The organism is Mucilaginibacter sp. A5337 (assembly GCF_059690695.1).
Window position 1 is genome coordinate 334,110 of record NZ_JCAWEC010000001.1, and the last position, 24,874, is coordinate 358,983.

Sequence of the window (24,874 nt, forward strand, 5' to 3'; positions counted from 1 at the left end):
GCAGGATGCAATAAACCGGGGTATCCCCCAAAGCAATTGAAAATATTTTAGAGAGAGAGTTTATTTACCGAACATCTGGAGCAACAGCAAGACTATTACCGATGGCAGATAGTCTGTTAAACCGGTACGCAGATACCGTAAAGCGATAGTGATCTGGTTTTCGACGGTTTTGATGGAGATGTTTAGCCGGGCGGCTATTTCTTTATTGCTGAGATATTCCTTACGGCTCAGGGTAAAGATCTGCCGGCATTTTTCGGGGAGTTGCGCTACGCCATCATCCAGTAAATGAGTAATATCATCCTGGAACAACTTGCTATCGGCCGAATATTTTTCGACCAGTGTTTCAATCACGGTGAGATCTACAGAGGCCTTTTTAGTGCGCAGATAAAATAACACGCGATGCCTGATCGCTACTTTGAGATAAGCCTCAAGCGAGGTGATATTTAATTGGCTGCGCTTTGTCCACAGATCAATAAATAATTCCTGCACCAGATCTTCACAAACATCTTTATCCCTGAAAAGATTATAGGCCGCATAAAACAACTTCGACGAATATTTATGGTACAGAATTTCAAATGCCTTACGGTCATCAAGCCTTAACTGCTCCAATAACCGGGCATCAGGCCACATTTGATATTCCTTGTCGTGGAGCATAAGCGGGCGGTAAAACGGTTTACTGATTGGTGGGGCATATTTACAAGAAAATTTTTAAATAAAAAAACTTTTGATATCACTCATCAGCAAACATGGCTAACCTACCGATATTTTTTGTCAGTTCATTGATTCAATTGTCTTAAACAAAAAACGCCTGGCAACTATAGCCAGGCATTGAAAGGTTTTAGAAGATGCTTAAAATTTATGAATGTTGTTTGAGTAGTTTTTATGTAGAGACGCATCACATGCGTCTCCCGTAGCATAAGCCGTTTCAATCATTAACTCCAGAAATTTGCATACAGGAGACGCATGTGATGCGTCTCTACATTTTAAAACAATTAATTTCAAACAGCGTCTTAAGAAGAGAGCATTACTTTATGGTCGTGATAATAAGTGCCGAGTTAAGCAGCAGCAATATAGGCTGTATTAAAGTCGAAAAATTCTGCAATTTTTCATTACGTAACGACTTCTTGTTTTGCTCAATGTAAATAACATCATTGTTTTGCATCATCATGGCCGGGCTTGATAATGAAGCCACATCACTCAAATCAAGCTCTATGATCTGCGGGTTAACAATCCCGCCACGCACAACCCTAACATGCTTTTCATTGCCTTTGTCGGTTATACCGCCGGCTTCACCCAGCATATCTATTAAACTGGCATTATCTTTTATCAGCTGATAATTACCGGGTCGTCTTACTTCGCCGAGTACGGTAACTTTAAGGTTGATGATCTTTACATCGATAATGGGATTTTTGATAAGATTTTTGCCATACAGGTCCTGAATTTTATTGGCAGCCTCCAGTCTTGATAAACCGTCTACCTTTACGCGGCCAATTACTGGCAATGCAACAGTACCGTCTTCGGCCACTTCATAACTTTGCCCCACAGCAGCAGCACCGCCGCCTGATGATGAAGGGGCCGTGCCGGCACCCGTTGGGATGTCATCAACTATGTATTTAATATTTTGCAGGTTGCGCACCTGCAAAACATCCTGCGGTTTTATTTTATATACCTGAGCATTACCAGTGAAGCCTGTTATAGGCAATGCTGCGTCTTTCCTTTCCAGGAAAGCCTGGTTTTGCTTGTAGGAGCATGAGCTGAAAAAACACAGCAGCAAAAACGCCATTAAAACCAATTTTAATGGCTGGGGGGAAATACATGTGATCATTTTTAAATTGGGGGGAATAAAATTGAATTGTTGTTTAAGCGTTTTCGAGATAGAGGGCAACTTCCACATTTCCGGGCAGTGCTGACTGAGTTTTTTTCTTGCTCAGTTTAATGCTTTCGAAGTGGCTTGCGTATTGGTTTACGATATTTTCGCAGGTATAAACCGTTTTTATCTTATTGGTATTATTAGCCAAAAAGTGTTCATATACCTTATCGGCCTTATTTACAGCGCGTAAATGCTCGGCCACATCCATGGTGCTACTAAAATAAAAGGCGTCATCACCTAATACTGCCCGGTTAAATTTATTATCGTGCGAGCAAATAAGACCGCTTGAAGCCATTGCTTCAAGTAAAGAAGGGTTTGTGCCGCCAACTGTATGTCCGTGGAAATACAAATTAGAGTAGTAACGCAGGTTATTAAGTTTCGCCATATCATACACACCTCCCACAAACCTGATCTTATCAAAAGGTGCAAATTTCAATTTAAGATATTCACCAAAATCATTGGCGGTATTGCCAACCACCAGGAACGGCCTGTCGTTATTGGCACGTACAACTCCATCAAGTATTGTTTCTATGCTGTTTTCGGGTTCCATCCTTGCAATCAGCATATCGTATTCATAGGCCTTTATTGCATAGTCATTCAGTATTGCCGGGTCCGGGTTTTCAAACATCTCGGCGCCATAAGGTATAAAAGTTGCGTTCTTTTTATATTTGTTCCCCAAATAGCGCTGAATCTCGGTCGAATCGGCAATCAGGTGGTCGCTGTATTTTACAGCAAGCTTTTCGGCAAAATGCAGGAAACGTTGCACAGGCTTTGAATATTTGGCCCGTTTCCATTCCAGCCCATCCATATTGGTGGTTACCACCGAATTACGCGGGAAAAGCCATGACCAAACAGAACTACTGGTGTACCCCAGCTGCAGTATGATATCGAAATTACTTTTCTGTAAATCTCTGATGCAATTTAGGTCGTAAAAAAACTGGCCTATGGTACCCAGCTTGCATTCCGGGTCATAACAATGCCGTATTTCAACGCCATTCCATTCCTTTTGCTGGTATGGGTGATTATGCGAGTTGTAAACCACAACTTCATAACCCTTTTTTACTAAACCAACCGATAAGTATTCGGCACATTGTTCAAAACCACCGTAATGATTTGGGATACCTCTGGTTCCGATAATAGCAATCCGCATAAGCCAAATTTTTGATATTATATAAATATTAATTTAAAATACATCAGCTTTAATACCTGCATTAAAAACAAGTGCCCGAACTAATGAATGACTAATATTACGCACAAAAACCCGATTTTTGCGCTTTTTAAAGGCATATGAACGGAATGAACGGGATGAACAGATGTGAACAAAACAAACAGCGATAAAATAATAATTTACAAATAATAATATTTTACGATTATTATTTAACAGACATTTTATGTATCTTTAGCCCACTGCAAATTAAAATCATGAGTTTAAAATTTAACAACCATGCGGGATGCGAATGAAGTGGTAATTGTATATATTTAAATAAGCTCGCAGTTATTTAAACCTTATTAGTAAATGAGCAAAACACTGAAACTACTTTCGCGGATCAACCTGAAAAGCATTGTTTTTAATTTCAAATATTTTCCTTTTAAAACGGCCATAAAACTACCCGTTTTAATTTCGAACAATATTTACCTGCACGAAACCAAGGGAAAGGTTACCATAAACGGCCCCATCAAAACGGCGCTGATACAAATTGGCTACGGTAAAGTTGGCATCTCCGATTTTAAAAGGGCCCGGGGCGTTTGGCAGGTATTTGGCGAAGTGGTTTTTAACGGCCGTGCCTTCATTATGCATGGCTGCAAAATAAACGTGGGCGAAAATGGGCAACTCATTTTTGGCGAAAACTTTAACATGAGCACCGAATGTGCATTAGTAGCCGAAAAGAAAATCACCATTGGTAATAATAGCGGTATAAGCTGGGAAAGCCTGGTAATGGATACCGATTTCCATCACATTTTTGATGAAAACGGCCAGGTTTTTAATCACCCCAAAGAAGTTGTTATTGGCGATAATGTTTGGGTGGGTTGCCGCTGCACCATTTTGAAAGGAGCTAATTTACCCAACGGAAGCATTATTGCAGCTGGGTCCTTAGTTACCAAGAAACTGGTTGGCGAGAAAAGCATTTTTGGCGGTAACCCGATGCGGGTGCTCAAAGAAAATATTACCTGGAAATATTAAAAGTCAGATAATTGGCAAAATGGCATCGCCCAAGTCGTAGTTCAAATTTTCATTTCGTTTGGCGATAACTTTAGCAGGTACCCCGCCAACTACGGTGTATGGTGCAACATCGCGGGTAACAACAGCTCCGGCGGCAACAACTGCCCCCTCACCTATAGTAACTCCCGGTAAAATCACAGCCCGCGAACAGACCCAGGCATAGTTGCCAATGGTAACCGGGGCTCCGGTTTGCGCAAAATTACTATCATTATAATCATGATGTAAAGTCCAGATCATCACCTCGTTACTCAGATTAACATTATCACCGATAGTTAAACCGCAACGCGCATCAAGCAATGCCCCGTGACCAATAACTGAACTATTGCCAATGGTTAAAAGCCGCGGACGCCTCACTTCAAATCCTCTATAAATACCGGTACGCTTACCTACTTTTGCTTTCAGCATACGTAAACAAAAGATCCGCAGGGTATGAAAAGGAAGATAACCGATTACACCACAGATCATATAAATAAAAGAACCTTTTAATTTATCAAATGGTGTCGCCACAACAGCCGGCGTTTGGTCTGTTGATACATCCATTATATTTTGTTCGGTTATATTCATGTTGAATCGAAATTCTTTTATCGTTCTATGCTACCTTCCCTACACTAATCACCTTACGGTTTTTCAAAACTTTTCCCGGCACACCGGCCACTACCGAATCATTATCAACCGACCGGGTTACCACGCTCCCGGCGGCGATCACACATCCATTGCCTATAGTAACCCCGGCTAAAATGATAGCCCCGGCCCCTATCCAGCAATCGTTTTTGATGATCACTCCGTCACGGGATACGCCCTGATCTTTAATATTCGTATTGAGATCCGAGAAATTATGATTTTCAGAAAACACCTGTACCCCCGGACCAATGATCACATTATCCCCAATTTCAATGCCGCCCTGCCCGCCAAGATAAGCACCGGCATTGATGCCCGTGTTATTGCCTATGCTTATGCCTTTACCTTTTTGCGATATAATTCCGGTACCTACCAGGGTGCAATTGCGGGCAATGGATACATTATCTTTTACCATTATACCATCGTATGAAAGCGCATTGATGAATACATTATCCTCGATGATCAGGTTTTTACCGGCCGAAAAAAGGTAAGCATGCCTTATTTTTACATTCCGACCTATAAAAAGCAGGCCTTCAACATGTTTCAGAAACAGGCGGGTATATCCGCCCCGCATTATCTGGCCAAACCTGCCCGATAATATTACCCCCATATCTCTGAAGGTATACTTGCTTTCCCATTTATAATCGGGGTTGCGCTTGAGCTTCCGAATAATTTTCTCTACCAGCATAAGCCTCAGTAATTAAGGTTAATATTTCGTTTGCAGCTTTTGTCCATGAAAATTTGCGTGCCTGGGCAATGCCCTGGTTTACCTTTTCATGGTACAAAGCCGGGTCGGTTAAAAGCAATTCTATTTCAAGAGCAATCTCACTTTCATCATCCGGATTAGCATAAAGAACGGCAGTTCCGCATACCTCGGGCATAGCCGTTCTGTCTGAAACTACAACCGGTACACCGCATTGCATAGCCTCAAGTGGTGGCAAACCAAAACCTTCTGCATATGACGGAAAACAAAATACTTTTGCCCGCGCATAAAGCAAATGCAGGTCGGCCTCGGGTACATGGCCGGTAAAAATTATGCGGTCCCAAAGCTGTTTTGAGGTTACATATTCATCAAGCTCAGGATAGTTACCGCGCTCACCGGCAATAACCAACATCAGATCAAAATTTTTCAACAGGTTTAATGCCTTAACCAAACCAATAAGGTTTTTGCGGATATTTACCCGACCGACATACAGCAGGTAATTTTTTGGCAGATTATATTTCGCTTGGATGGTTAGAATATCATTTTCATTATACGCATGAAGCGGTTTAAACGCCTTGTTAATTCCGTGATAAACCACATTGATCCCTAACGGGGCATTTATACCATGCTTCTGCATGCGGTTTTTTTCGCACTCAGATATGGTGATGATCTGATCGGCCTTAGTTGCAAAACGGATCATCTGCTTAAAATAAGTAGCCTCGGCTTTGGTGTAATATTGCGGATAATCAAGAAACAGCACATCATGAATATAGGCTATTTTCAAAGCCCTGGCCGGCCATGCACTGCCAAAATTCTGAAACAGCACAACATCGATATTGTATATCAATGTCATTAGCGGCACCAGGAACAGGTTTGATAACAGGTTTGGGATTCCCGGTAAAAAAATCAGTTTTACCTGTGCCGGAAAATGAGATTGGGCTTTAGTCTTACTTTTATTAACAAGGAAAAGACATACCTCAAAACGATCATCACCAGTACGGATAATTTCATCCACCAGGTTTTTCACCACCATGTGCCCACTCGGCGGGCCATCGAAATACCATTTGGCATCTATCCCTAACCGTATCTTCATATCCTGTCCCCTCATATCATAAAGCAATTAAGTTTTCATTTGCTACCAGGCAGGCGGTACTTTGCTCCCGCAATCTGATAGCCCTGGTATAAATATCATCCAGGGTATCTAACCTTTTATCCCACTTAAACGCCGCAGCATAATCAATTGTAGATTGAGCCAAATCCCGCAAAAACTGAGGTTTAGCAAACACATCATCAAGGTTTTCCGCAATGCTTCTTATCATAAAAGTGTACTCACCAACCGGTATCTTAATACCGTTTTTCTTACAGATGACATCGCCCATACCATGATGGTCAATAGTAAGCGAAGGAACGCCACAGCTCATGGCTTCAAAAACCACGGCCGGGTTATCCTCCGCTATGCTGGTAATGATGTGCAGGTGAGATGCAGCCATCATACTCATGGCTTCGGTTCGTTTTAACTGCCCATGCCATATAATTTTATCCTGCAAACCCAGTTTGGCGGCATACTGCTTTAGTTTACCGGTAAGCGGCCCGGTACCCAGCACATTAAGCACCCAATTATTATTTTCTACCAGCGAGAGAGCGTCAAGACAAAGCTGCAGGTTTTTACGTTCGATATGGGTGCCACACCATATCAATTGCACTATATCACTGTTAAACTTCGTTTGGTTCAATGACATTTCGCCTATGATCCCCTGCTCAGACAGGTAATAACTATCACGATCAAACCTGTTCATGATGGTTTGCTGTCCGGTTTTAGTTGCCGAGATCAATACATCGACTTGTTCAAATGCTTTCTTTATCCGCGTTGAATGACCAAGCTGTATTTTGTTGATAATATTCTTCAGCATGAATTTTACCTTGGTAGCCAGCGGCTTATTTTGCATCAGGCGCTCATCAATAACCATCATCCCACCTATCGGTCCCCAAACGGTTGGCTTACCCAACTTGTATAAAAAGCCCGGTTCGCGGTAGCCTATGGGCCCAAGTTGATGCACCACGTCAATATCAACAGTTTCCAATAGTTTTTGGGCTGCTTTATATGCTTCCTTTTGCCACAAATAATAGGCGAAATAAAAGAACCAGCCTAAACCCACTTTGTTAAGCAGGTTAATTGTTTTTGCGATAAAGCCAGGCTGTACCTCAATGAAACTTACATTAGCGATCCTGTTTTCTGACAGATATTTGCGCATGGTTTGCGTATCGCCCATATGATCGTCGGACATGCCATACAACACCCATAATTTGTGCCTTGTGGAAAGGTTCATAACCGTATTCCAGGCGGCACCATATTCAGAACCTTTACTGGGCGATATTGCATATGCGGATATAAGTATATTTTTATTCATAGCTTATGCCTGTAAACTCATCGGTTTCCTGAACGGATCTTTATAAAAAAAACGCCAGCGTAAGCGGTTAAGGTAATTAAACAGGTACGAGAGCATGTAATTGATACCATGCAAATGCCTGCGCATCACCTTTAGTTCTTCGCGATGCATTTTAGCGGTGTCATTACTTACACCATCGGTACGCATGTAGGCAATTACCTTGTCGATGTATTTTATGTTATAACCAAATCTTTTGATACGTAAAAACATATCAAAATCCATAGCTATCCTGAGCCCGATATCATAATTACCTACGTTTCGGTATACTCCTCTGCGCACAAAACAACTCGGATGCATCACATACATGCCGAAATTGAGCCAGCCTACCTTGCTTTTTTTATCCCGCTCTGTTCCGTTACCGCCTATCAACCTGATATTGCCACAACACACAAAATCGTCTTTTGAAATATGCTGCATGATACTTTCTACAGCGTTTTCTGCGTACCAATCGTCGGCATTGATCATACCTATCCACTCGCCCGAGGCCATGGAGATTCCTTTATTAAATCCGTCGCCAATGCCTTTATCAGGCTCACTGATAAACCGGTCAATCCTATTCCTGTATTTTTCAATGATCTGCAATGTGCCATCAGTTGATCCGCCATCAACAATGATGTATTCTAAGTTTTTATAGGTTTGATTAAGAACGCTCTCTATAGTGCCTTCAATGGTATTTACGGCATTATAAACTACCGTAATAATGGTTACTTTTTGTGAGTTATAAATTTGCTCCATATCCTATCCTCGTTAAACATTTAAGCCAGCCAACTGAAATTCTGTAAACTGTTGCCTTGTTTTTAATTGATGCATCAATACATGTACATTCAGGTAGCTGTAGCCAAGCAATACCATTACTACGCTCATTTCCATATTGAAAAAGGCAGTTACGATATAATTGGTGAGCAGCAAACTCAACACACACCCGATAATAAAAGCCGAAAAAATCCGGATAACCGGCTTGCCCTTCACATCCGCGTATGAACGCCATTTGGTTGCAATCAAACCCAAAAAAATACTCATATAAACCAGCACACCAACGGCACCTGTTTTTACAAGAATATAAAGCCATCCGTTATGCAAAACCGGGATATATTGAAAATCGGCATCTTCGCCAAGATGTACAAATGTTTTGAGGTCGATAAGCTTGCCGAGGCCGCCGAAAATCCAATCGCGCAGCCCGCCATCCAGGTAGCCTTTAAAAGCCATGAATGATTCATAACCGCGGTAGCGGAGGTTAATATCCTGCTCGGTATTAAAGTTCCCCACGCTCACTTCGTTAAACGAGCCCATGATTTTGTTAAGGAAGGTACTATCTGAGCTTACACTTACGGTAATAAATGGCACCACAATAACAAATAATCCAAGCAGGAATATAATTGGGAAAATCCACACCCGTTTTATCCTGTCGGCGATAAGCAGCAGCATAAAGCACAGGGTGATGATGAGATAGGTTCGCGAGGCAAACATATAGATACCAAAGGCGTTGACGCCCAAAAACAGCCTGAACAAATTGCGCCGGAACAACCTGATATCAAACTTCCAGGTAAATAATAAACACGCAAAAGCAATTGGCGGCGCGGGTGTACCCACAATACCAATAGCATAATGGGCCGAATATGGATCGGTTAACGCACCTACCCCCATATATGAAATGGAAATTCCCGTTACAAGGAATGATACCAATACACCTGCTATAACAAGCGTTTTCAAAAACAGCTCAACTTCAATGCGGCGGGCCAGCACAATGCCTGCCAGCACAAATAATATTGGTATTGAGAAATAATAGAAATCCTTAAAAATAAGATAAGTACTATTCTGATATCCTGCTATCAAGCCCAACAGCGCGGGTACAAATAACACCACAAACACTCCGGCCATTTTTATTACAGCAAACTGGTGTTTAACCGGCGGCAAAATAATGAGCAAGGCAAGGCCAAGTACAGGCGCCTGCATGTGAAAGAATGATGCCAGCACCATTACCAGAAACAAAAGGGCGTAAACGGTTTGATTTACCTGCTGCATGTTTCCAACTCCATTTTATAAGTATCACGTACATAAACTGCCGGGTTTCCCGCCCAGATCTGCTCATCAGGTACGCTCTGAAAAACTACCGAACCAGCCCCAACTATCGAATTTTTGCCGATGGTTACCCCTTTCAATATGGTGGTATGACCGCCTATAAAAGCTCCGTCTTTAATGATAACCGGTTTAGTACGCAAACCATCCAGGCGTTCGGGAATATCGTTTCGGGCTTCGGCGTACAGCGAATGGAAATCGGTATCGTAGATTACCGTATTGATGCCGATCTTCACATGATTGCCGATCTTGATCTTATCGTGGCAAATGAACGCCACAGAAGTACAGCCCACATAGTCGCCAATACTTAGCTCACCACCGGCTGCCACTACAAAATAGCATTGCTGTTGCCTGCCTCCCATAGCGTGATACTTGCCGCTGTTAAACCAGAAGTTTTTGCCTATACTAAACTTCCCTTGCATGTTAATATCAAGAATGGGAATACCATAACCGGTGAAATCTTTATGATACTCAACCCCGTTTAACCAGAATTTGAACGTGGTTACCGCATGAGAATAGCTACGAGCCGACCTGAAATACACCACTCTCAAAGCCCGGTAAAATTTTCTGATGATATAACTTAGTCCCATTTTCCTGTTCTCCTTACCGGTTAAAAACACCCGTTGCTTTACGGTTAATGATTTTGTTAGTTTGAGTAGAAAAAACTATCCCCATCACCACAAAAATGATGGCATTGGCTAAAGGAATCCCCGCTACGCCTATCAGCTTTCCTAATAAAATGGAAAGCGGAATATTAATTACCGAGGTAGTTATCCCCAGGTACAGCTGCAGCCTGATTTTGCCTATTCCATTTAAAAACTGCACGTGAATGGCCTGCCATATCAACGTTATAATGTAAATGCACATGGCTATAGAAAGGTTCAGCGGTACTGAAACGCTTTTACCTACCCATATGTCATATAGCCAGGGCGACAGCACAGTGAGCACTACTGTACATAAACTAAGGCCCAGCCAAAGCTTGTTTATTTTGGCAAGGGTATTTTTGATCCATTCATACTCGTTTTTAGTGTAAGCCTCTGTAAACGCGCTCCAGAAAGGCGTTATCACCACCACAAAAAACATCAGTACCACCGAAAATAATTTGTAGGCAATATTGAATACAGTTACCTCCTTTGGCCCAAACAGCTGAGTAATAACAATATTATCCGACTCGTACATGACCAGCGCACAAATCTGAATGATAAAAAACGTGCTGCCAACGCCAAGCATTTGCCTGGCGCTTTTAAAATTCACTACGCTGATGGCGGGTGCCAGTAACCTGTAATCGCCTTTGAACATTAGCATACTTCCCCCAAGCATTACTAATAAAGGCACACCCGCCATCACCATCACCAGCCAGGTTAATGAACCTGGCACCAATTTCATCAATATCAATATGGCCAGTAACGAAAGTATCTGCCCAACAAAATTCAACTGTGCTGTTTTGGCCGGCTCCTGGTTAGCCGCCAGCACTGTGTTAATAAGCTGCACCACAAACTGAAAGCAAAAGAAGCCGAAGATGATCAGTACAATTTTATTCAGATAGCCGCTGCCATCATCAGGTACATTTAAAATGCTTGTCCATTTTATATAAGGATTAACAAAGTAAAAAACCGCGAACATGAGCAGCCCGATAACACTCATAATGGCATAAGTTGAGCTGATGTAAACTCTACCTTTTTCGGGCTCGTTAAGGGCTATAGCCTGCGCCAGTTTATTCTTGAGGCCATTACCCAAACCCATATCAAACAAGGCAGCCCAAGTTATCAGTGAGCTTAAGGTAAGCCAGATCCCATATTGGGTAGGATTTACGTACCTGATGGTAAGCGGGATCATGACCAGTGTAATAACCACACTGCCACCCTTTAGCACTATTGAGCGGAAAATATTCTTCCGCGCCCTTACCGAGCGTTCGTGTCCTTTGTTAAAAAAACGGCTAATACCAACTGTTAATACCTGCAACATAAAATGGGGTTTAGGGGGATTTAAAGCAGATTAAGAAGAATCTTATTTTACCAAACGTTCATTTTTATTTTCCGGAGCCAGTCTGCCACCTTACTGCTACTATCTTCATAGGGCGATCCGTAGCCATAGCTGCCATAGCCGTGCCCGTAACCTGTAATGGTATTGGTACGCATTTCAATATCATTCACTATCAGGTACATGTGCTTGGCTTTTTTGGTGCGGTGCAAATCATTTACAATGCCCAGCTGTGTTTTAAGCGTATAATTTTGCCGTACCACATAGAAAGTAACGTCAACAAATTCCTCGATAATGAGTGCGTCAGATACCAGGCCAACCGGGGCAGTATCGATGATCACATAATCAAACTTTTTCTTAAGGTCTTCAATAAGGATTTTAAGCCTGTCGTCCATCAGCAACTCGGCCGGATTGGGCGGTACCGGGCCCGATGATATGTAGAAGAAATTAGGGTTACTTTCAAAAGGTTTAACCAGGCAGTCAACACATCCTTCGGGAGAAATTACATAATTAGTAAAACCATAATCATCCTTCATACCACCTATGTTTTTGAGCAGTTTAGGCTTGCGCAGATCAAGCTCAAGCAATACCACTTTTTTGCCCGTAAGGGCTATGGAATTACCCAGGTTAAGCGAAATGAATGATTTACCCTCCCCGCTCATGCTTGAGGTAAACATGATCACGTTTGATCCTTTTTTATTATCGGTAACGTACTTTAAACTGGTACGCAGCGCCCTGATCTCTTCGGCCACCGTTGAGCGGGAATCATTATAAACCAACGATTTTGAGCGCTTATCGCCACGGCTTATCTCGCCAAATAAAGGCACACTGGTATGTTTATCAATATCGGCCTTGGTGTTGATACGGGTGTTCAGCAACTCTTTAACACTAAGCCCAGCTGCCGGGATACAGATCCCGGCAATTGCGCCAATAAGATACAATAGTGATTTTTTAGGTGCGAAAGGTTTTTCGTCGGCATCGGCATCATCCAAAATACGGCAGCTTGAAAGTGTTGCTGTTTGCGATATGGCTGTTTCCTCACGCTTTTGCAACAGGAACAGGTACAAGTCCTGTTTAAGGCTTTGTTCGCGGGCATAATCCAGGTAGATCCGTTCTTTTACCGGCGCATTTGTAATTTTATCTTCAATGGTAGCGTTCTGCTTTTTAAATGCCGATTGCGATACCCTCAGGCTGTTGCGGTAATTGCTCAAACTGGTTACCAATGCCTGGCGGGCCAGTTCAATCTGCTGATCAAGGTTTTTGATGATCACGCTGTTATCGGTAAGCGTCATCCGCAGTTGCTCTTTGCGCAGCAGCATTTCATTGTAGCCGTTTATAGCAGTACCAAAAGCCATATCCTTGGTAATTAACGAGCTTGGTACTACCTGTGGATTGCCGGCATCGTTTACGTATTTATAAAGATCATTGGCTATAGCGAGCTGCACCTCGTTATCATTCAGCTTACTTTGATAGGAATTTGCACCCTCTATAAGCGCTTTTGATTGTGCGTTGATATCTGAGATCTTGTTCTGAACCTTGTATTGCTCCAGGTTCTTTTCAACCTTACCCAGCTCTGCACCAACAACTACCAGGCGTTTATCAATAAACTTCATGGTGCTATCGGCAATACGGATCTTGTTGGCCAGGTTGTTTTGCAGGTAAACGTCCATCAGCTTTTGAAGTATTACCCGGCCTCGTTCAGGATTACTGTAACTCAGGTTTAGGTCAATAACGGTGGCCTGCTTATCGTCGAGCCCGACACCAAGGTTTTCATCGAGCTCCTTTTCAATTTGTTTGGGAGTTTGAACCTTGATCTTGTATTCGCCGTCGGGTTTAAAGTACTGCGTTTTGTGGAAAGTAAGGTTATACTGGGGTAAACTTACCGGCTTATCAAAAGTACCTGTGATACCTTCCGATTCCTTGTCATTTGTAAGCCTGAAGGTATTGCTGTTCAGCACCTCTAAGGTATAATTAGCCAGCACCAGTTTATCGGTTTTATAGCCGATATTAATTTTAAAAGGCGCTTCGTTAAATACCTCAGTTTTGCGGAAGCCATTATTGTCATAAACATGAATATTAAGATCGAGCAGGTAGACCACCCTTTTGATGAGGCTGCGCGATTTAAGCACCTTAACCTCGTTATCGGCATTGCTCTTAATATCAAACAAAGAGGCCAGATCAGAGTTTACACCGTTGGTAAGGGCTTTGGTAGGCGAGTTTTTTTCGTCCTCAACAATAATTTTGCTGCTGATGTTCCATTTACTTGGCTCGTACTGGATGTATACAAAAGTAGCAACAATGCACACCACTATACCAATGCAGAAGAGATACCAGTAATTAAGGCAGATGGCAATAAGACTGCGGACATCGCCTGGAGCTTCCTCCTTTTTGTACACGAAATCGAGCTTGTCAGCTAAAAGGTCCAATTTATCCATATCAACATTTTATTAAAATGCCAATAATCATGATAAAGCTATCAGTTTCCATAAGTAGAAATAATAAGCAGCTCAATGATCAGGGCAAAATTTATGTGCTACTAATTTGACCGAAAGTTAACTCAGAAAAGCCGTTTAACCTTGAAAATGAACGGTTATGAACAAAGTGAACAATGATTTAATAATGAACGAAATGAATGATTGGGGTGAGAGATTAGAGGTTGGAAACTGGAGATTAGGCTATATATCGCATTATATAATACATATAAAGATATTGTTATAAAGATAAGATATTGCCAACCACTAACAATCATATTACCTCTTCGAGGTCGGGACATTATATAGATCACATCACCACCGATGAGCACTTTTGACACGGAGGTCTTATATGATTGATTTATTTATAAACCCTTGTCCCGCCGTTTCCCAATATCTAACTTTGTATTATGCCAGTCACCCAAAATATAAAGGTTGCCGTTGATGCTGTAGTATTTGGATATACCTCAAAGGAAGGTTTATCCGTACTGCTTATCAAACGCAATATCGAACCCTTTAAAAACAGCTGGGCATTGCCGGGCGGTTTAGTGGCTGACCATGAATCGTTAGAAGAAGCTATTCAGCGTGAGCTGCGGGAAGAAACCGGTGTAAATATCACCTACCTGGAACAATTATACAGCTTCGGCCAGCCGGATCGTGATCCGCGGAACAGGGTGATCTCCATAACTTATTATGGCCTTGTACGGCCGGATGCCTTTGTTGTTAAAGCAGCTACTGACGCCAGCGATGTAAACTGGTTCAATATCAAAAAACTTCCCGCCCTGGCGTTTGATCATACTACCATCATCAGCGTGGCACGCGAACGCCTTAAAAGCAAAATGCTTTATCAACCCGTGGGCTTCGAACTGCTCGAAGAAAAGTTCCCCTTCTCCGAGCTCGAAAAACTCTACCTCGCGGTACTCGACCGCCCTATCGACCGCCGTAATTTTAAAAAGAAGATCACCAAATACGGCTTCCTGGAAGAAACTACCGAAAAACAAGCCCTCGAAGGAGCCGGCAGGCCGGGTAACCTTTTCCGTTTTAACGAGGAAAAGTATTACCAGCTTCAAAAAGAGGGGATTAGTTTTGAGATATAAGCCCCTCTAAATCTCCCCTAAAGGGGAGACTTTAAAAATCAGCCTACACCAACATGTCATTGCGAGCGCAGCGCGGCAATCGCACGGAAGCAAAGCCGCTCTGTATAACATGCGATTGCCACGTCGCGCCGACGCGCATTCCTGTTTCGCTCCTCGCAATGACGTGGTTTTATTCCTCCCCCTCTCCCGAAAAAATCAAAAATAATTTGCGTATTAAAAACACATATTTATATTTGTGTATAATTAACGCAAAATAGAAATGAAAACAGGAGTAATTATAGCACGCTTTCAAACGCCGTACCTGCATGAGGGTCACAGGCAACTGATAGCACAGGTTAAGCAAAATCATGCCAAACTGATTATATTACTGGGTGTTAGCCCCATAAAAGGCAGTCGCAAAAACCCTTACGACTATTATACGCGTGAAAAAATGATTAAAAAGGATTATCCTGAAATTGTGGTACTGCCCATCAGCGATAATCCGAGCGATAAAATCTGGTCGGATAATCTGGACAACCTGCTGAAAAGTGTTTTCAATGCAGAGCAGTTTTGCCTATATGGCAGCCGCGACAGCTTTATCCCCTACTACAGCGGCAAATTTGAAACCATTGAACTGCCCGAGCATGGCGACTATAACGCCACCGAACTGCGTAAACAATACGCCGATAAGGTTTTCTTCGACTCCAATGATTTCCGTGCGGGCATCCTGTACGCTTACTATAACCAATACCCAAAGGTATACCCTACTGTTGATGTAGCCCTGTTCAGGAATAACCGCAGCGAGATTTTGTTAGGCAAAAAAGCCATCAACAATAAATGGCGTTTTGTAGGCGGTTTCTCCGATCCGGAAGATGGCTGTTACGAAGATGCTGCCGAACGCGAGCTTGCCGAAGAATGCGGCGAAATGCAAACCACGGCCATGCAGTACGAAACATCGGCCAAAATAAACGACTGGCGCTACCGCAGTGAGGCCGACAAGATCATTACCCTGCTGTTTAGTTGCGATTTTATCGGTGGTGAGCCAAAGGCCCAGGATGATATTGCCGACCTGGCCTGGTTTAAACTTACCGACCTGCCTTTAATGATAAAAGACGGCTCTATTAGCGAAGAACACATTGAATTGTTTAATTTCATCACCGGCAAATACCTTAAAAACTAAAGCCATGAAAAGGGAAAATCTGATTCTTTTAGCCGACGCATATAAATACGCCCACCATAAATTTTACTACCCCGGCACCACCAATATTTACAGTTACCTGGAAAGCCGCGGCGGGATGTTCAACGAAACCGTTTTTTTCGGTCTGCAATATTTTTTGAAGGAATACCTGCAGGGCCCGGCCTTTAACCAGGTTGATTTGGACGAGGCCGATGAATTTCTGAAACAGGTTTTCGGCCGCGATGATGTGTTTGATTGCAGCAAGTTTCAGTACATACTGGATAAATATAACGGTCACCTGCCGGTGCGCATCAAAGCCGTGGCCGAAGGCACCAGCGTACCCACCGGCAACGTGCTCATGACCATCGAAAACACCGATCCGGAATGTTACTGGCTCACCAACTTCCTCGAAACATTGCTGATGCAGGTTTGGTACCCCTGTACCGTAGCTACACTAAGCCACGAGGTTAAAAAAGTAGTTACTCAATATTATGAAGAAACCGCTACGCCCGAAGCTTTCGGCGGGATTGGTTTTGTGCTGAATGATTTTGGTTTCCGTGGGGTGAGCAGTGTGGAGAGTGCCAAACTGGGGGGGGCTGCCCATCTGCTTAGTTTTGCAGGCAGCGATAACCTGGCGGGTTCTGGCATGGCTATTAAATACTATCGTGCGCAAAAAGTGCATGGACTGAGCATTCCGGCTACAGAGCACAGCATTTGCACCCTGCTTGGGCAGGAAGGCGAACTGGAAATATTTAAACACGTTTTGCGCAGCTTCCCTACGGGCGTTATTGCCTGTGTGAGCGATAGCTTTAACATTTTCCGCGCCTGCAGCGAATACTGGGGCGAAGACCTGAAAGAAGAGATCCTGAAACGTGATGGCACGCTGGTGATCCGCCCGGACAGTGGCGATCCGGTAATGACCCTTTTGGAGATCTTTAAGATACTGTTTGATAAATTCGGCTTTACCACCAATACCAAAGGGTATAAAGTGCTGCCTCCGCAGGTTAGGGTGATCCAGGGCGATGGCGTTAACTATACCGAGATCGGTGTGATTTACAAAGCCCTGAAAGAAAACGGCATCAGCGCCGAAAACCTGGTGCTGGGCATGGGCGGCGCATTACTGCAAAAAGTCGACCGTGACACCCAAAAGTTTGCCCTGAAATGCAGCAGCGCGGTAATTGATGGTAAAGAAGTAGCCGTTGAAAAAAGCCCTGCCGAAATGGATGCCCAAGGCAACATCACCACCAGCTTTAAAAAGAGCAAAGGCGGAAGGCTTAAACTGGTAAAAACTGCTGAAGGTTATAAAACCATCCACCAGGACGAACAACCCGAACTGGCCGACCAGCTCCAAACCGTTTTCGAAAACGGCCATATTGTTAAAGAATTTACCTTTGAACAGGTAATTAATACCTTGCAAAACCAATAAATCACATTAACAAAAAAGCTTTGTGCTTTATGCATTCTGCTTTAAGCTCTTATATAATGAAGAAATTACTTTTTGCCATAACCGGTTATGAATACCTTGCCGAAAAAGTGCTTGCCCTCGGTCATTGCGAACGCGGAGAAATTGAGGTAAGCTACTTTACCGATGGCGAACGCTACCAACGCATCCTCTCCAATGTTGAAGGCCGCGAGGTATTGCTGATCGGCGGAACTGTGAACGACAGCGCCACGCTCGAACTGTATGACCTTGCTTCGTCGCTGGTAAGCTACGGCGCCGATTCGCTTACGCTGGTGATTCCCTACTTTGGTTACAGCACCATGGAGCGTGCCGTTAAACCCGGCGAAATTGTAACCGCCAAAACCCGCGCCCGCCTGCTCTCGGCCATTCCCAAATCAAACCGGGGCAATAAGGTAATGCTGTTCGACTTACATAGCGAAGGCATCCAGTATTATTTTGAGCAGGACCTGTACCCTGTACATGTGTACTGCAAGGATATTGTGATAGAGGCAGCCACCCGCTATGGCGGCGATAACTTTGTAATGGCCAGCACCGATGCCGGCCGCGCCAAATGGGTGGAATCATTGGCTAACGATATGGGCGTAAATGCCGCCTTCATCCTCAAACGCCGCCTAAAAGGCGACCATACCGAAGTAAGCGCCATCAACGCCGACGTAGCCGGCAAAACGGTTATCATTTATGACGATATGATCCGCTCGGGAGGCAGCATCGTAAACGCCGCCCTGACCTATAAAAATGCCGGTGCCGGGGATATTTATGTGATCACCACGCATGGTTTGTTTGTGAACGATGGTATTGGGAAGCTAAAAGCCTGCGGGGCTATTAAAAAACTGATTTGTACCGATACCCATGTAAATTGTAAGGATTTGGAAGTAGATGATTTTGTGGAGGTGAGGACTGTGGCGGGTTTGATTTGTGGGTAGTTTGAAAATGTGTATGACATTATCATCCAGTTGCATGCATGGTTTATACCTTTCATGTGGGCCACAAGGCACAGCCTTGCGATAGCGGGGGTATTTTATTATATTGCTTATTTTATATAAAACAGTTAAACATTAAAAATCCCAAATCTTCGATGCCTGAAAGTTGTGTGAACGGCAGGATAAATCCTAGTGCCGAAACAAAATTACGCCTATTTGCTGATTCAGCAGGCCATTGTAACAGGCCAGAATGCCATAGATATCTTTTCTCGGATCTCGATATTGCGGATTATCACATAGGTGAGATGGCTCACATAATTGCGGCATCTGACAAAGGGCCACGAGGTGGGCAAGATTTCGATGAAGAAGCGAGAGCCGAATACGATAATTTAATTCTGCTATGTCCGTCATGCCATACCGAAATCGACAAAGCGCCTCAAATGTTCACCGTCGAACTCATTCAAAAATGGAAAACTAGCCACAAAAAACGCATTATTGAAACCATAGGTATTCCCAAGTTTGAAAACAGGGTTGATGCAAGAGCACATATCGCTAAAATCTTAAGAACAAATAAGGCAATTTTCGATAGTCTAAATCCTGATTTGCCTTACCAGGAAAATCCTGAAGCTGAACAAGCAATTGTCTGGAAAAGAAAAATGATAACACAAATCGTTCCCAACAATCAGGAGATTTTATTATTACTAGATATGAATGCTGATCTCCTTAATGAAGACGAACTTCATACAGTCGAAAATTTCAGACAACACGTTTACGATTTGATTGAGCGTCATCTTGGTGATAATTTGGCAATAGCAAGTAGATTCCCGGAAAAATGAATGACATTTTGAAAAACTAATAATGAGTTTTAGAAATTGGATTTTAAAGAAATTAAACGAGCCAGGGCAAAATCTTGATATAGACGAAGCAACTGGCCTTGGTGAATTTTTAATCGAAGTTCGTACGAAGCGAGGTAAAACAGTAACCGTAGGTGTTATTGAAAACAGCGAAACTATAACCAAGAATAGTTTCAACCAAGTTTGCATGAGCGGGCCAAAGACTCCCAACATCATAATTGCGAGATTTGGTGCAATTTGGAGCGGTAGCGCAATTGATTATTTAAGGCAACAAAATATAGGTTGGGGCGGTATGGGTGAAATTTCAAGTACTTTTACAACCGACAACTACGCCGAGATACAAAAAAGGGAATATAATTTTGTTGAGGAAGGACTACTAAGACATTCACAAGTTACCCGTTTGGAGCGTCTTTACGATCGTATTTTTAAGATACATAGAAAAGGAGGCCTTCCGCCTTTCACTATTGTGTTGATAAATTCATATGAACTTAGCGGCGACGAGGTAAGGCAAGCGATAAGAACCTACGGGAATTTTGACGGTATTTTAAAAACTAATCCCAACGGAAATCCAACTGGAAATGCTTATTCAGCAGCTGCAGAAATCGGCGCAGACATCTTTATATGGCGGGATTTACTTGGAAGACTTAATAAAAAATGAAGCCTGAAGTAGCTGCAATATCTGGCCTGCTTAAAAAACACTTACAGCAAATTGGAGAGATTAAAGCCTTTGTTTTTGGCTCGGCTGCTCGTTCAGGTGCCGAGCCAAATGATATCGACATTTTGATAATTTATGAACACTCTAGTTCTCCTCTAACAATCAGGAGGATTTTGGGTAAGGCGGATTATAAACCTATTCATTTGCTTTTTTTAACTGCGGAAGAAGAAATCGAAACAAACTTCATTATTAAACAAAATTGCGTTCCTATTCTATAAGCTATATTATTTAGCTATTGCCTTCAACCCTTCGCTGGCGCACGCGTGTCGCACCCCACTGGTCGAAGTTTAGCGATAGCGTAACTTCGTCCTAAAATGCTTTAAGCTTTCAGCTTAACTTTATGACGGCAGTAAATCCTTTATTGCTATTCAGGCCACGCAAGCAACGTGCTTGAGTTACACTATCACTAAGCTCCGATCAGAATTAGCGTTTCCGGATCTTCATCACCTCGAAATACTAAAACTACCGATTATCTCCACCACCTCACCGGGCGCCCATGCCGAAAAATTGAGATTAGTTTTGGTTTTAAACGTTCCCTCAATTAAGGTGTCGCTCGTTTTATATTTTGTGATCTGGGTTGTACCACGTTCGTAAAGCCCCCAGGTCATGGTGTAATTATTTGAAGGTATAGAAAAGCTGCAGGTATACAAATCAACTTTCCCTCCTTTAAAGCCAAGGTAAGTCAGCAGAAAGCCCTGTGTTCTGTCGGCACTGTGCGCAGAGATCATGGTTGTCGGGCTACCATTCCAAGGTTCAAAGATCTCGCTCATCGACAGGCTATCTTTAGGCGTTTCAAACGTATAGGTTTTTCCCTTTACATTTATTGTTACCTTACCGGTTTGCGGTACGGTACACAATGAAGCCAAATAGGCATTTTTAATCCCGGCCCTTATCGGGTTATTGTTGTTTTGATGAATAATTTTGTTTTGCTCATCATAAACAACCAATTTACCATTGTTACCGTTGAACTCGCAGAGAAGGAAGGTAAACTTAAAATAGCCATTGTTATCAAGATTACTCAGTATCTTTTTGCCGTTAAAAGTAAACTCGGCCCTGCCCTTCACGCCGTTAAATCCGCAATCTTCTATTTTACCCTCAAAGGTGGTTATGTATGGCGCCAATTTAACAACCAATGGTTGCTCCAATTTTTTATCTACCGCAATTGGCGGGATTAAAAAGGCGTTCAGCATATCATAACATGGTGATGTTACGGCTGTACGTATTTGTATATTGGCCGGCACGTAAATTAATGCAACGCCTTTGGAGTTAATTCTTACGCCCGAAAAACTATTAACGGCGTAATTATCTATACCGCAACCAAGCCTAAAAAAGCTGGCCGGGTTTGAATTGCCATCCGTTACATAAGCCCTGAGCAAAGCTTGCGGATAAGCTGTGCCCCATTGCAAATAGGATAGACTTGTTGTGCTACCGGTAAAATATTGTCCGTTCAAGGTGGCATCACCGGCTTCTTTCCAGATATCATCGGCTTCGTCGTAACTCCATATCTTTATTGAGTTGCTTTTATTAATGTAAACATACTGCCAGTCAATTTTATAAGTATAATTAACCGGCTTTACCAGTTTAAGCAGTTGCCCGGTGTTGCCATAAACCTGCACATTCATCCCTCCCCAATGGTCTAACACAACTTTCTGATTGGCTGCCGTTAAAGCCCTGGTATCCCCCGGTAACTTATCCGCATATTCGCTAATGATATTGGGAGGCATTTTTACGAAAACGTTTCCATTATAGGCGCTTCCGTCTTGATTAACAAAGCTATTAGGCTGAAAAACCAGCGTAGCATAGGTAGTGGTGATGGTACCGCCGCTTGCCGATCCGAAACTTCCGGCGGTTTGTTCCAAAATTAAAAGGTAAGAAAGGTTTTCTATCGTACTATTCTCTTCCAGCGTAAAGGTTTTACTGAATTTGAAATACCCGTTTTTTGATATCGAAAGTTTTACCTTATCAGCGTTACTTACTTTGCCGGTATACTCAAACAAGCCCGAAGCTGAAGTTATGGTTTTATGTCCGTCTATAGTAACTTCTACTCCTTCGGCCGGAGAGCCATCAGGGTTCTTTATATCACCCGACAATCCAATTTCTGTCACTCCCGGACCGGGTGTAGGTGGTGGTATTATTTCTTTTGCGTTTTCTCCTTTTCTACATCCATAAAAAAATAAAACAGCAAAACACAGTACGATAAGGCGGTTTAGTTTCATGCTCAAAAATAGCTAATATCCACCTTATTGTAAAAATCAATCGCTATTTATGCTATCAATTGCTGTTGCCGCACGCGCCAGGGGTTTCGCTTTATCAACTTATCTCCCAACTGGTCGAAGTTTAGCGACAGCGTAACTTTTTCCTAAAACATATTACGCCTTCAGTTTAGCCTTATGACCTTAACATCAACTGTCCTATAGAGGATAAAGTTATAATCTCGCTAAATATTATTTTAAAACGAACGAAATACACGCAACACGCTTGCACCTGCTTTAACGGACCGTACCCGTTACATCATTCATGCTGGCCAACCAGCCAGACGAAGCTACGCTTCGTCATAAAAAGAGAAAAGCACAAAGCTAACCTTCCCGGCTTTAAGCAATGGTGGCAGTACTTTGTCACCATCAAAATTCAAGCAACAGGCGATATCTAAAAAACATCAAAAAAATGATAAAAACATACCCAAAAACCAGCAGCCATGTGAGCAGGAGTGAAACACCAAACAAACACTCCAAAAAGTTTTAAAAACTGATTATCAGTATTTTAGTAATGTTTCGCACAAAAACTTAAACATCTGATTATCAATCAGTAATACTTTTAACCCGTTCCGTTGTTTCACTCTCAAAAAATGGGACATTTGAGTTTTTTTAAAAAAAAGCGCCGCACCCTTTTTCAATTTTTTTTCGGGAATCAAAAAATTGGAACATCCCATTTGTTACAAAGCATATAGTCAAAAAAGGCTTGCGTCTGCACGCCATCAGCTGTTATAGATCACTCTAACAGCAACGCATCCTCATCATCAGTAAGGTTAAGCTGGATAGTATCATTCCCGGCTATGCCTTCAATACTGCCGCGGATATGGGCCGCACTTAACAGCACCTTATCCAATTGCTTTTCGCGGGCCTTCCAAAGCTTCTCCATGGCATCCCGCTCCCGCTGGATAGACTGGCGCATACTCATATATCCTTCTCTAATGGCTTTCCATTGCTCCGAAAACTCGCTGCTGGTAAGGTAATCATATAGCAGGTGCATTTTATCACCTTTGTTATCCTGCGACTTGGCCAGGTTTGATAATTTCATCACTCCATCCCTTAAAATGTATGACACCGCCTTTACCTCGTCAAAACTACAGATCCAAACGCCATCACGTTCGCCAAAACAATCCATGCCTTTGGGGTAGCATTGGGTTACAATCACGGCTACATCAACGCCCATGCTGCGCATGTCTTTTTTTAGCTTCTCGATCCAATCCATCGAAAAAGCATTGGTGCGCTTGCTTTCGTAAATAATCTTACCACACTCCTGCCCAAACTGGTTGCGTACGGTTTGCACACAGTCGGCCCCACGCACACCCTTCCCTACCTCACTTATGATATCAAACGGGAAATAATTACGCAATGCTTCTTCCAAAATTAACTCCTGAACTTCACCCTGCAATTGCATGGAGCCTTGTTCGGCTTTGCGCTTCATTTCGTCGGCCAGTTTCTTTTGGTCATCGAGCTGTTTTTCGAGTTCTTTAACTTTTAACTGATACTCGGTATCTTTTATACTATGGCGTTCGGCCTCTTGTTTGCGGATCTGGTCGGTAAGTTCGTTACGTTGCTCCTGCAACTTACGTTGTATGGCAAGCTCCATTTCTTCTTCCTTTTGCTTCAACTGACTTTCGCGCTGCAAAAACTCCAGTTCTTTTTGGCGTGATTGTTTTAGCTTCTCTTCAGTTTCGGCGGCAGAGTTTTTGAGCAGTACAAGTTGGTTCTCAAAATCCTGGCTTATGGTTTTACGCAGGTTATCTTCAAGCGTTTGCTGTAATTGCTTTTTTTCGTTGTTAAGCCGTTGTTCGAAGGCAGCCTGCTGCTGGCGCTCCTTGTTTAAAAACTCCTCGTCCTTTTTGCGGTATTCCTCCTCTTTTTGACGGGTATAATCCATCATTTTAACCCTGAGTTCTTTTTTATACTCCTCGGCCATTACTTCTTCTATCGGAAATCCGAAACCACAACTTGGACACTTAACTTCTGTAGCCATATTACTAAAAGGAAAATTTTTCCTGTAAATCAAAGATAGGGATTT

22 protein-coding genes are annotated in these 24,874 nt (G+C 42.8%); 8 read left to right on the forward strand and 14 right to left on the reverse strand.

The genetic code is table 11. The features are described 5' to 3' along the window. Positions 1-60: 60 nt before the first annotated feature. The 3 genes from AC59JO_RS01485 to AC59JO_RS01495 form a co-directional block, all read right to left on the reverse strand. Positions 61-654 (reverse strand): RNA polymerase sigma-70 factor, encoded by a 594-nt coding sequence (locus AC59JO_RS01485; protein ID WP_497302904.1) that lies wholly within the window; start codon positions 652-654, stop codon positions 61-63. 370 nt (positions 655-1,024) lie between these two features. After that, positions 1,025-1,783, reverse strand: a complete 759-nt coding sequence (locus tag AC59JO_RS01490; protein ID WP_497302906.1) for a polysaccharide biosynthesis/export family protein — start codon at positions 1,781-1,783, stop codon at positions 1,025-1,027. A 76-nt stretch (positions 1,784-1,859) separates the two neighbouring features. Further along, a complete protein-coding gene (locus AC59JO_RS01495) occupies positions 1,860-3,020 on the reverse strand; it encodes a DUF1972 domain-containing protein (RefSeq protein ID WP_497302908.1) in 1,161 nt (386 codons plus the stop codon). Positions 3,021-3,386: 366 nt separating this feature from the next. Here AC59JO_RS01495 and AC59JO_RS01500 point away from each other — a divergent pair, with 366 nt between their 5' ends. Continuing rightward, positions 3,387-4,052: an acyltransferase gene (locus AC59JO_RS01500; protein WP_413668862.1), complete on the forward strand. Its 666-nt coding sequence runs from the start codon at positions 3,387-3,389 to the stop codon at positions 4,050-4,052. Positions 4,053-4,055: 3 nt separating this feature from the next. On the opposite strand, the gene AC59JO_RS01505 is transcribed toward AC59JO_RS01500, so the two are convergent. From AC59JO_RS01505 to AC59JO_RS01545, 9 genes are read right to left on the reverse strand one after another with little or no spacing between them, the layout of a single operon-like run. Then, positions 4,056-4,655: an acyltransferase gene (locus AC59JO_RS01505; RefSeq protein WP_497302910.1), complete on the reverse strand. Its 600-nt coding sequence runs from the start codon at positions 4,653-4,655 to the stop codon at positions 4,056-4,058. Positions 4,656-4,680: 25 nt separating this feature from the next. Beyond that, complete coding sequence (locus tag AC59JO_RS01510) at positions 4,681-5,397, reverse strand: acyltransferase (protein ID WP_121230009.1); 717 nt, start codon at positions 5,395-5,397, stop codon at positions 4,681-4,683. Beyond that, a complete protein-coding gene (locus AC59JO_RS01515) occupies positions 5,348-6,505 on the reverse strand; it encodes a glycosyltransferase family 4 protein (RefSeq protein WP_413668864.1) in 1,158 nt (385 codons plus the stop codon). Before AC59JO_RS01515 ends, AC59JO_RS01510 begins: the two co-directional genes overlap by 50 nt. 16 nt (positions 6,506-6,521) lie before the next feature. Next, the gene (locus AC59JO_RS01520; protein ID WP_413668865.1) at positions 6,522-7,820 is read right to left on the reverse strand and encodes a glycosyltransferase family 4 protein; all 1,299 of its coding nucleotides are present in this window, start codon (positions 7,818-7,820) and stop codon (positions 6,522-6,524) included. A 3-nt stretch (positions 7,821-7,823) separates the two neighbouring features. Further along, entirely contained in the window at positions 7,824-8,594 is a 771-nt protein-coding gene (locus AC59JO_RS01525; RefSeq protein WP_413668866.1) for a glycosyltransferase family 2 protein, read from the reverse strand. Between the two features lie 12 nt (positions 8,595-8,606). Then, positions 8,607-9,881 (reverse strand): hypothetical protein, encoded by a 1,275-nt coding sequence (locus AC59JO_RS01530; protein WP_413668867.1) that lies wholly within the window; start codon positions 9,879-9,881, stop codon positions 8,607-8,609. Then, complete coding sequence (locus tag AC59JO_RS01535) at positions 9,869-10,525, reverse strand: acyltransferase (protein ID WP_497302914.1); 657 nt, start codon at positions 10,523-10,525, stop codon at positions 9,869-9,871. The genes AC59JO_RS01530 and AC59JO_RS01535 overlap by 13 nt, the downstream gene beginning before the upstream one ends. A 13-nt stretch (positions 10,526-10,538) precedes the next feature. Continuing rightward, a complete protein-coding gene (locus AC59JO_RS01540) occupies positions 10,539-11,900 on the reverse strand; it encodes a lipopolysaccharide biosynthesis protein (RefSeq protein WP_497302916.1) in 1,362 nt (453 codons plus the stop codon). Positions 11,901-11,947: 47 nt separating this feature from the next. After that, entirely contained in the window at positions 11,948-14,350 is a 2,403-nt protein-coding gene (locus tag AC59JO_RS01545; protein ID WP_497302918.1) for a GumC family protein, read from the reverse strand. A gap of 446 nt (positions 14,351-14,796) precedes the next feature. On the opposite strand from AC59JO_RS01545, the gene AC59JO_RS01550 reads away from it, so the two are divergent. The 7 genes from AC59JO_RS01550 (at position 14,797) to AC59JO_RS01580 (ending at position 20,808) form a co-directional block, all read left to right on the forward strand. Then, positions 14,797-15,483 carry an NUDIX hydrolase gene (locus AC59JO_RS01550; RefSeq protein WP_497302920.1) on the forward strand — a complete coding sequence of 229 codons (687 nt, stop codon included), beginning with the start codon at positions 14,797-14,799 and terminating at the stop codon, positions 15,481-15,483. A 259-nt stretch (positions 15,484-15,742) separates the two neighbouring features. Beyond that, positions 15,743-16,642, forward strand: a complete 900-nt coding sequence (locus AC59JO_RS01555) for an NUDIX domain-containing protein (protein WP_497302922.1) — start codon at positions 15,743-15,745, stop codon at positions 16,640-16,642. Between the two features lie 4 nt (positions 16,643-16,646). Next, positions 16,647-18,065, forward strand: a complete 1,419-nt coding sequence (locus tag AC59JO_RS01560; RefSeq protein WP_497302924.1) for a nicotinate phosphoribosyltransferase — start codon at positions 16,647-16,649, stop codon at positions 18,063-18,065. Between the two features lie 56 nt (positions 18,066-18,121). Further along, the gene (locus tag AC59JO_RS01565; RefSeq protein WP_497302926.1) at positions 18,122-19,024 is read left to right on the forward strand and encodes a ribose-phosphate diphosphokinase; all 903 of its coding nucleotides are present in this window, start codon (positions 18,122-18,124) and stop codon (positions 19,022-19,024) included. Positions 19,025-19,062: 38 nt separating this feature from the next. Then, the gene (locus tag AC59JO_RS01570) at positions 19,063-19,857 is read left to right on the forward strand and encodes a hypothetical protein (RefSeq protein WP_497302928.1); all 795 of its coding nucleotides are present in this window, start codon (positions 19,063-19,065) and stop codon (positions 19,855-19,857) included. Between the two features lie 22 nt (positions 19,858-19,879). Further along, positions 19,880-20,533, forward strand: a complete 654-nt coding sequence (locus AC59JO_RS01575; RefSeq protein WP_497302930.1) for a hypothetical protein — start codon at positions 19,880-19,882, stop codon at positions 20,531-20,533. Continuing rightward, entirely contained in the window at positions 20,530-20,808 is a 279-nt protein-coding gene (locus AC59JO_RS01580; RefSeq protein ID WP_497302932.1) for a nucleotidyltransferase domain-containing protein, read from the forward strand. The genes AC59JO_RS01575 and AC59JO_RS01580 overlap by 4 nt, the downstream gene beginning before the upstream one ends. Positions 20,809-21,033: 225 nt before the next feature. On the opposite strand, the gene AC59JO_RS01585 is transcribed toward AC59JO_RS01580, so the two are convergent. Both AC59JO_RS01585 and AC59JO_RS01590 read right to left on the reverse strand, forming a co-directional pair. Next, positions 21,034-22,806, reverse strand: a complete 1,773-nt coding sequence (locus AC59JO_RS01585) for a hypothetical protein (protein WP_497302934.1) — start codon at positions 22,804-22,806, stop codon at positions 21,034-21,036. 772 nt (positions 22,807-23,578) lie between these two features. Next, the gene (locus AC59JO_RS01590; RefSeq protein WP_497302936.1) at positions 23,579-24,829 is read right to left on the reverse strand and encodes a DUF2130 domain-containing protein; all 1,251 of its coding nucleotides are present in this window, start codon (positions 24,827-24,829) and stop codon (positions 23,579-23,581) included. Positions 24,830-24,874 lie beyond the last annotated feature (45 nt).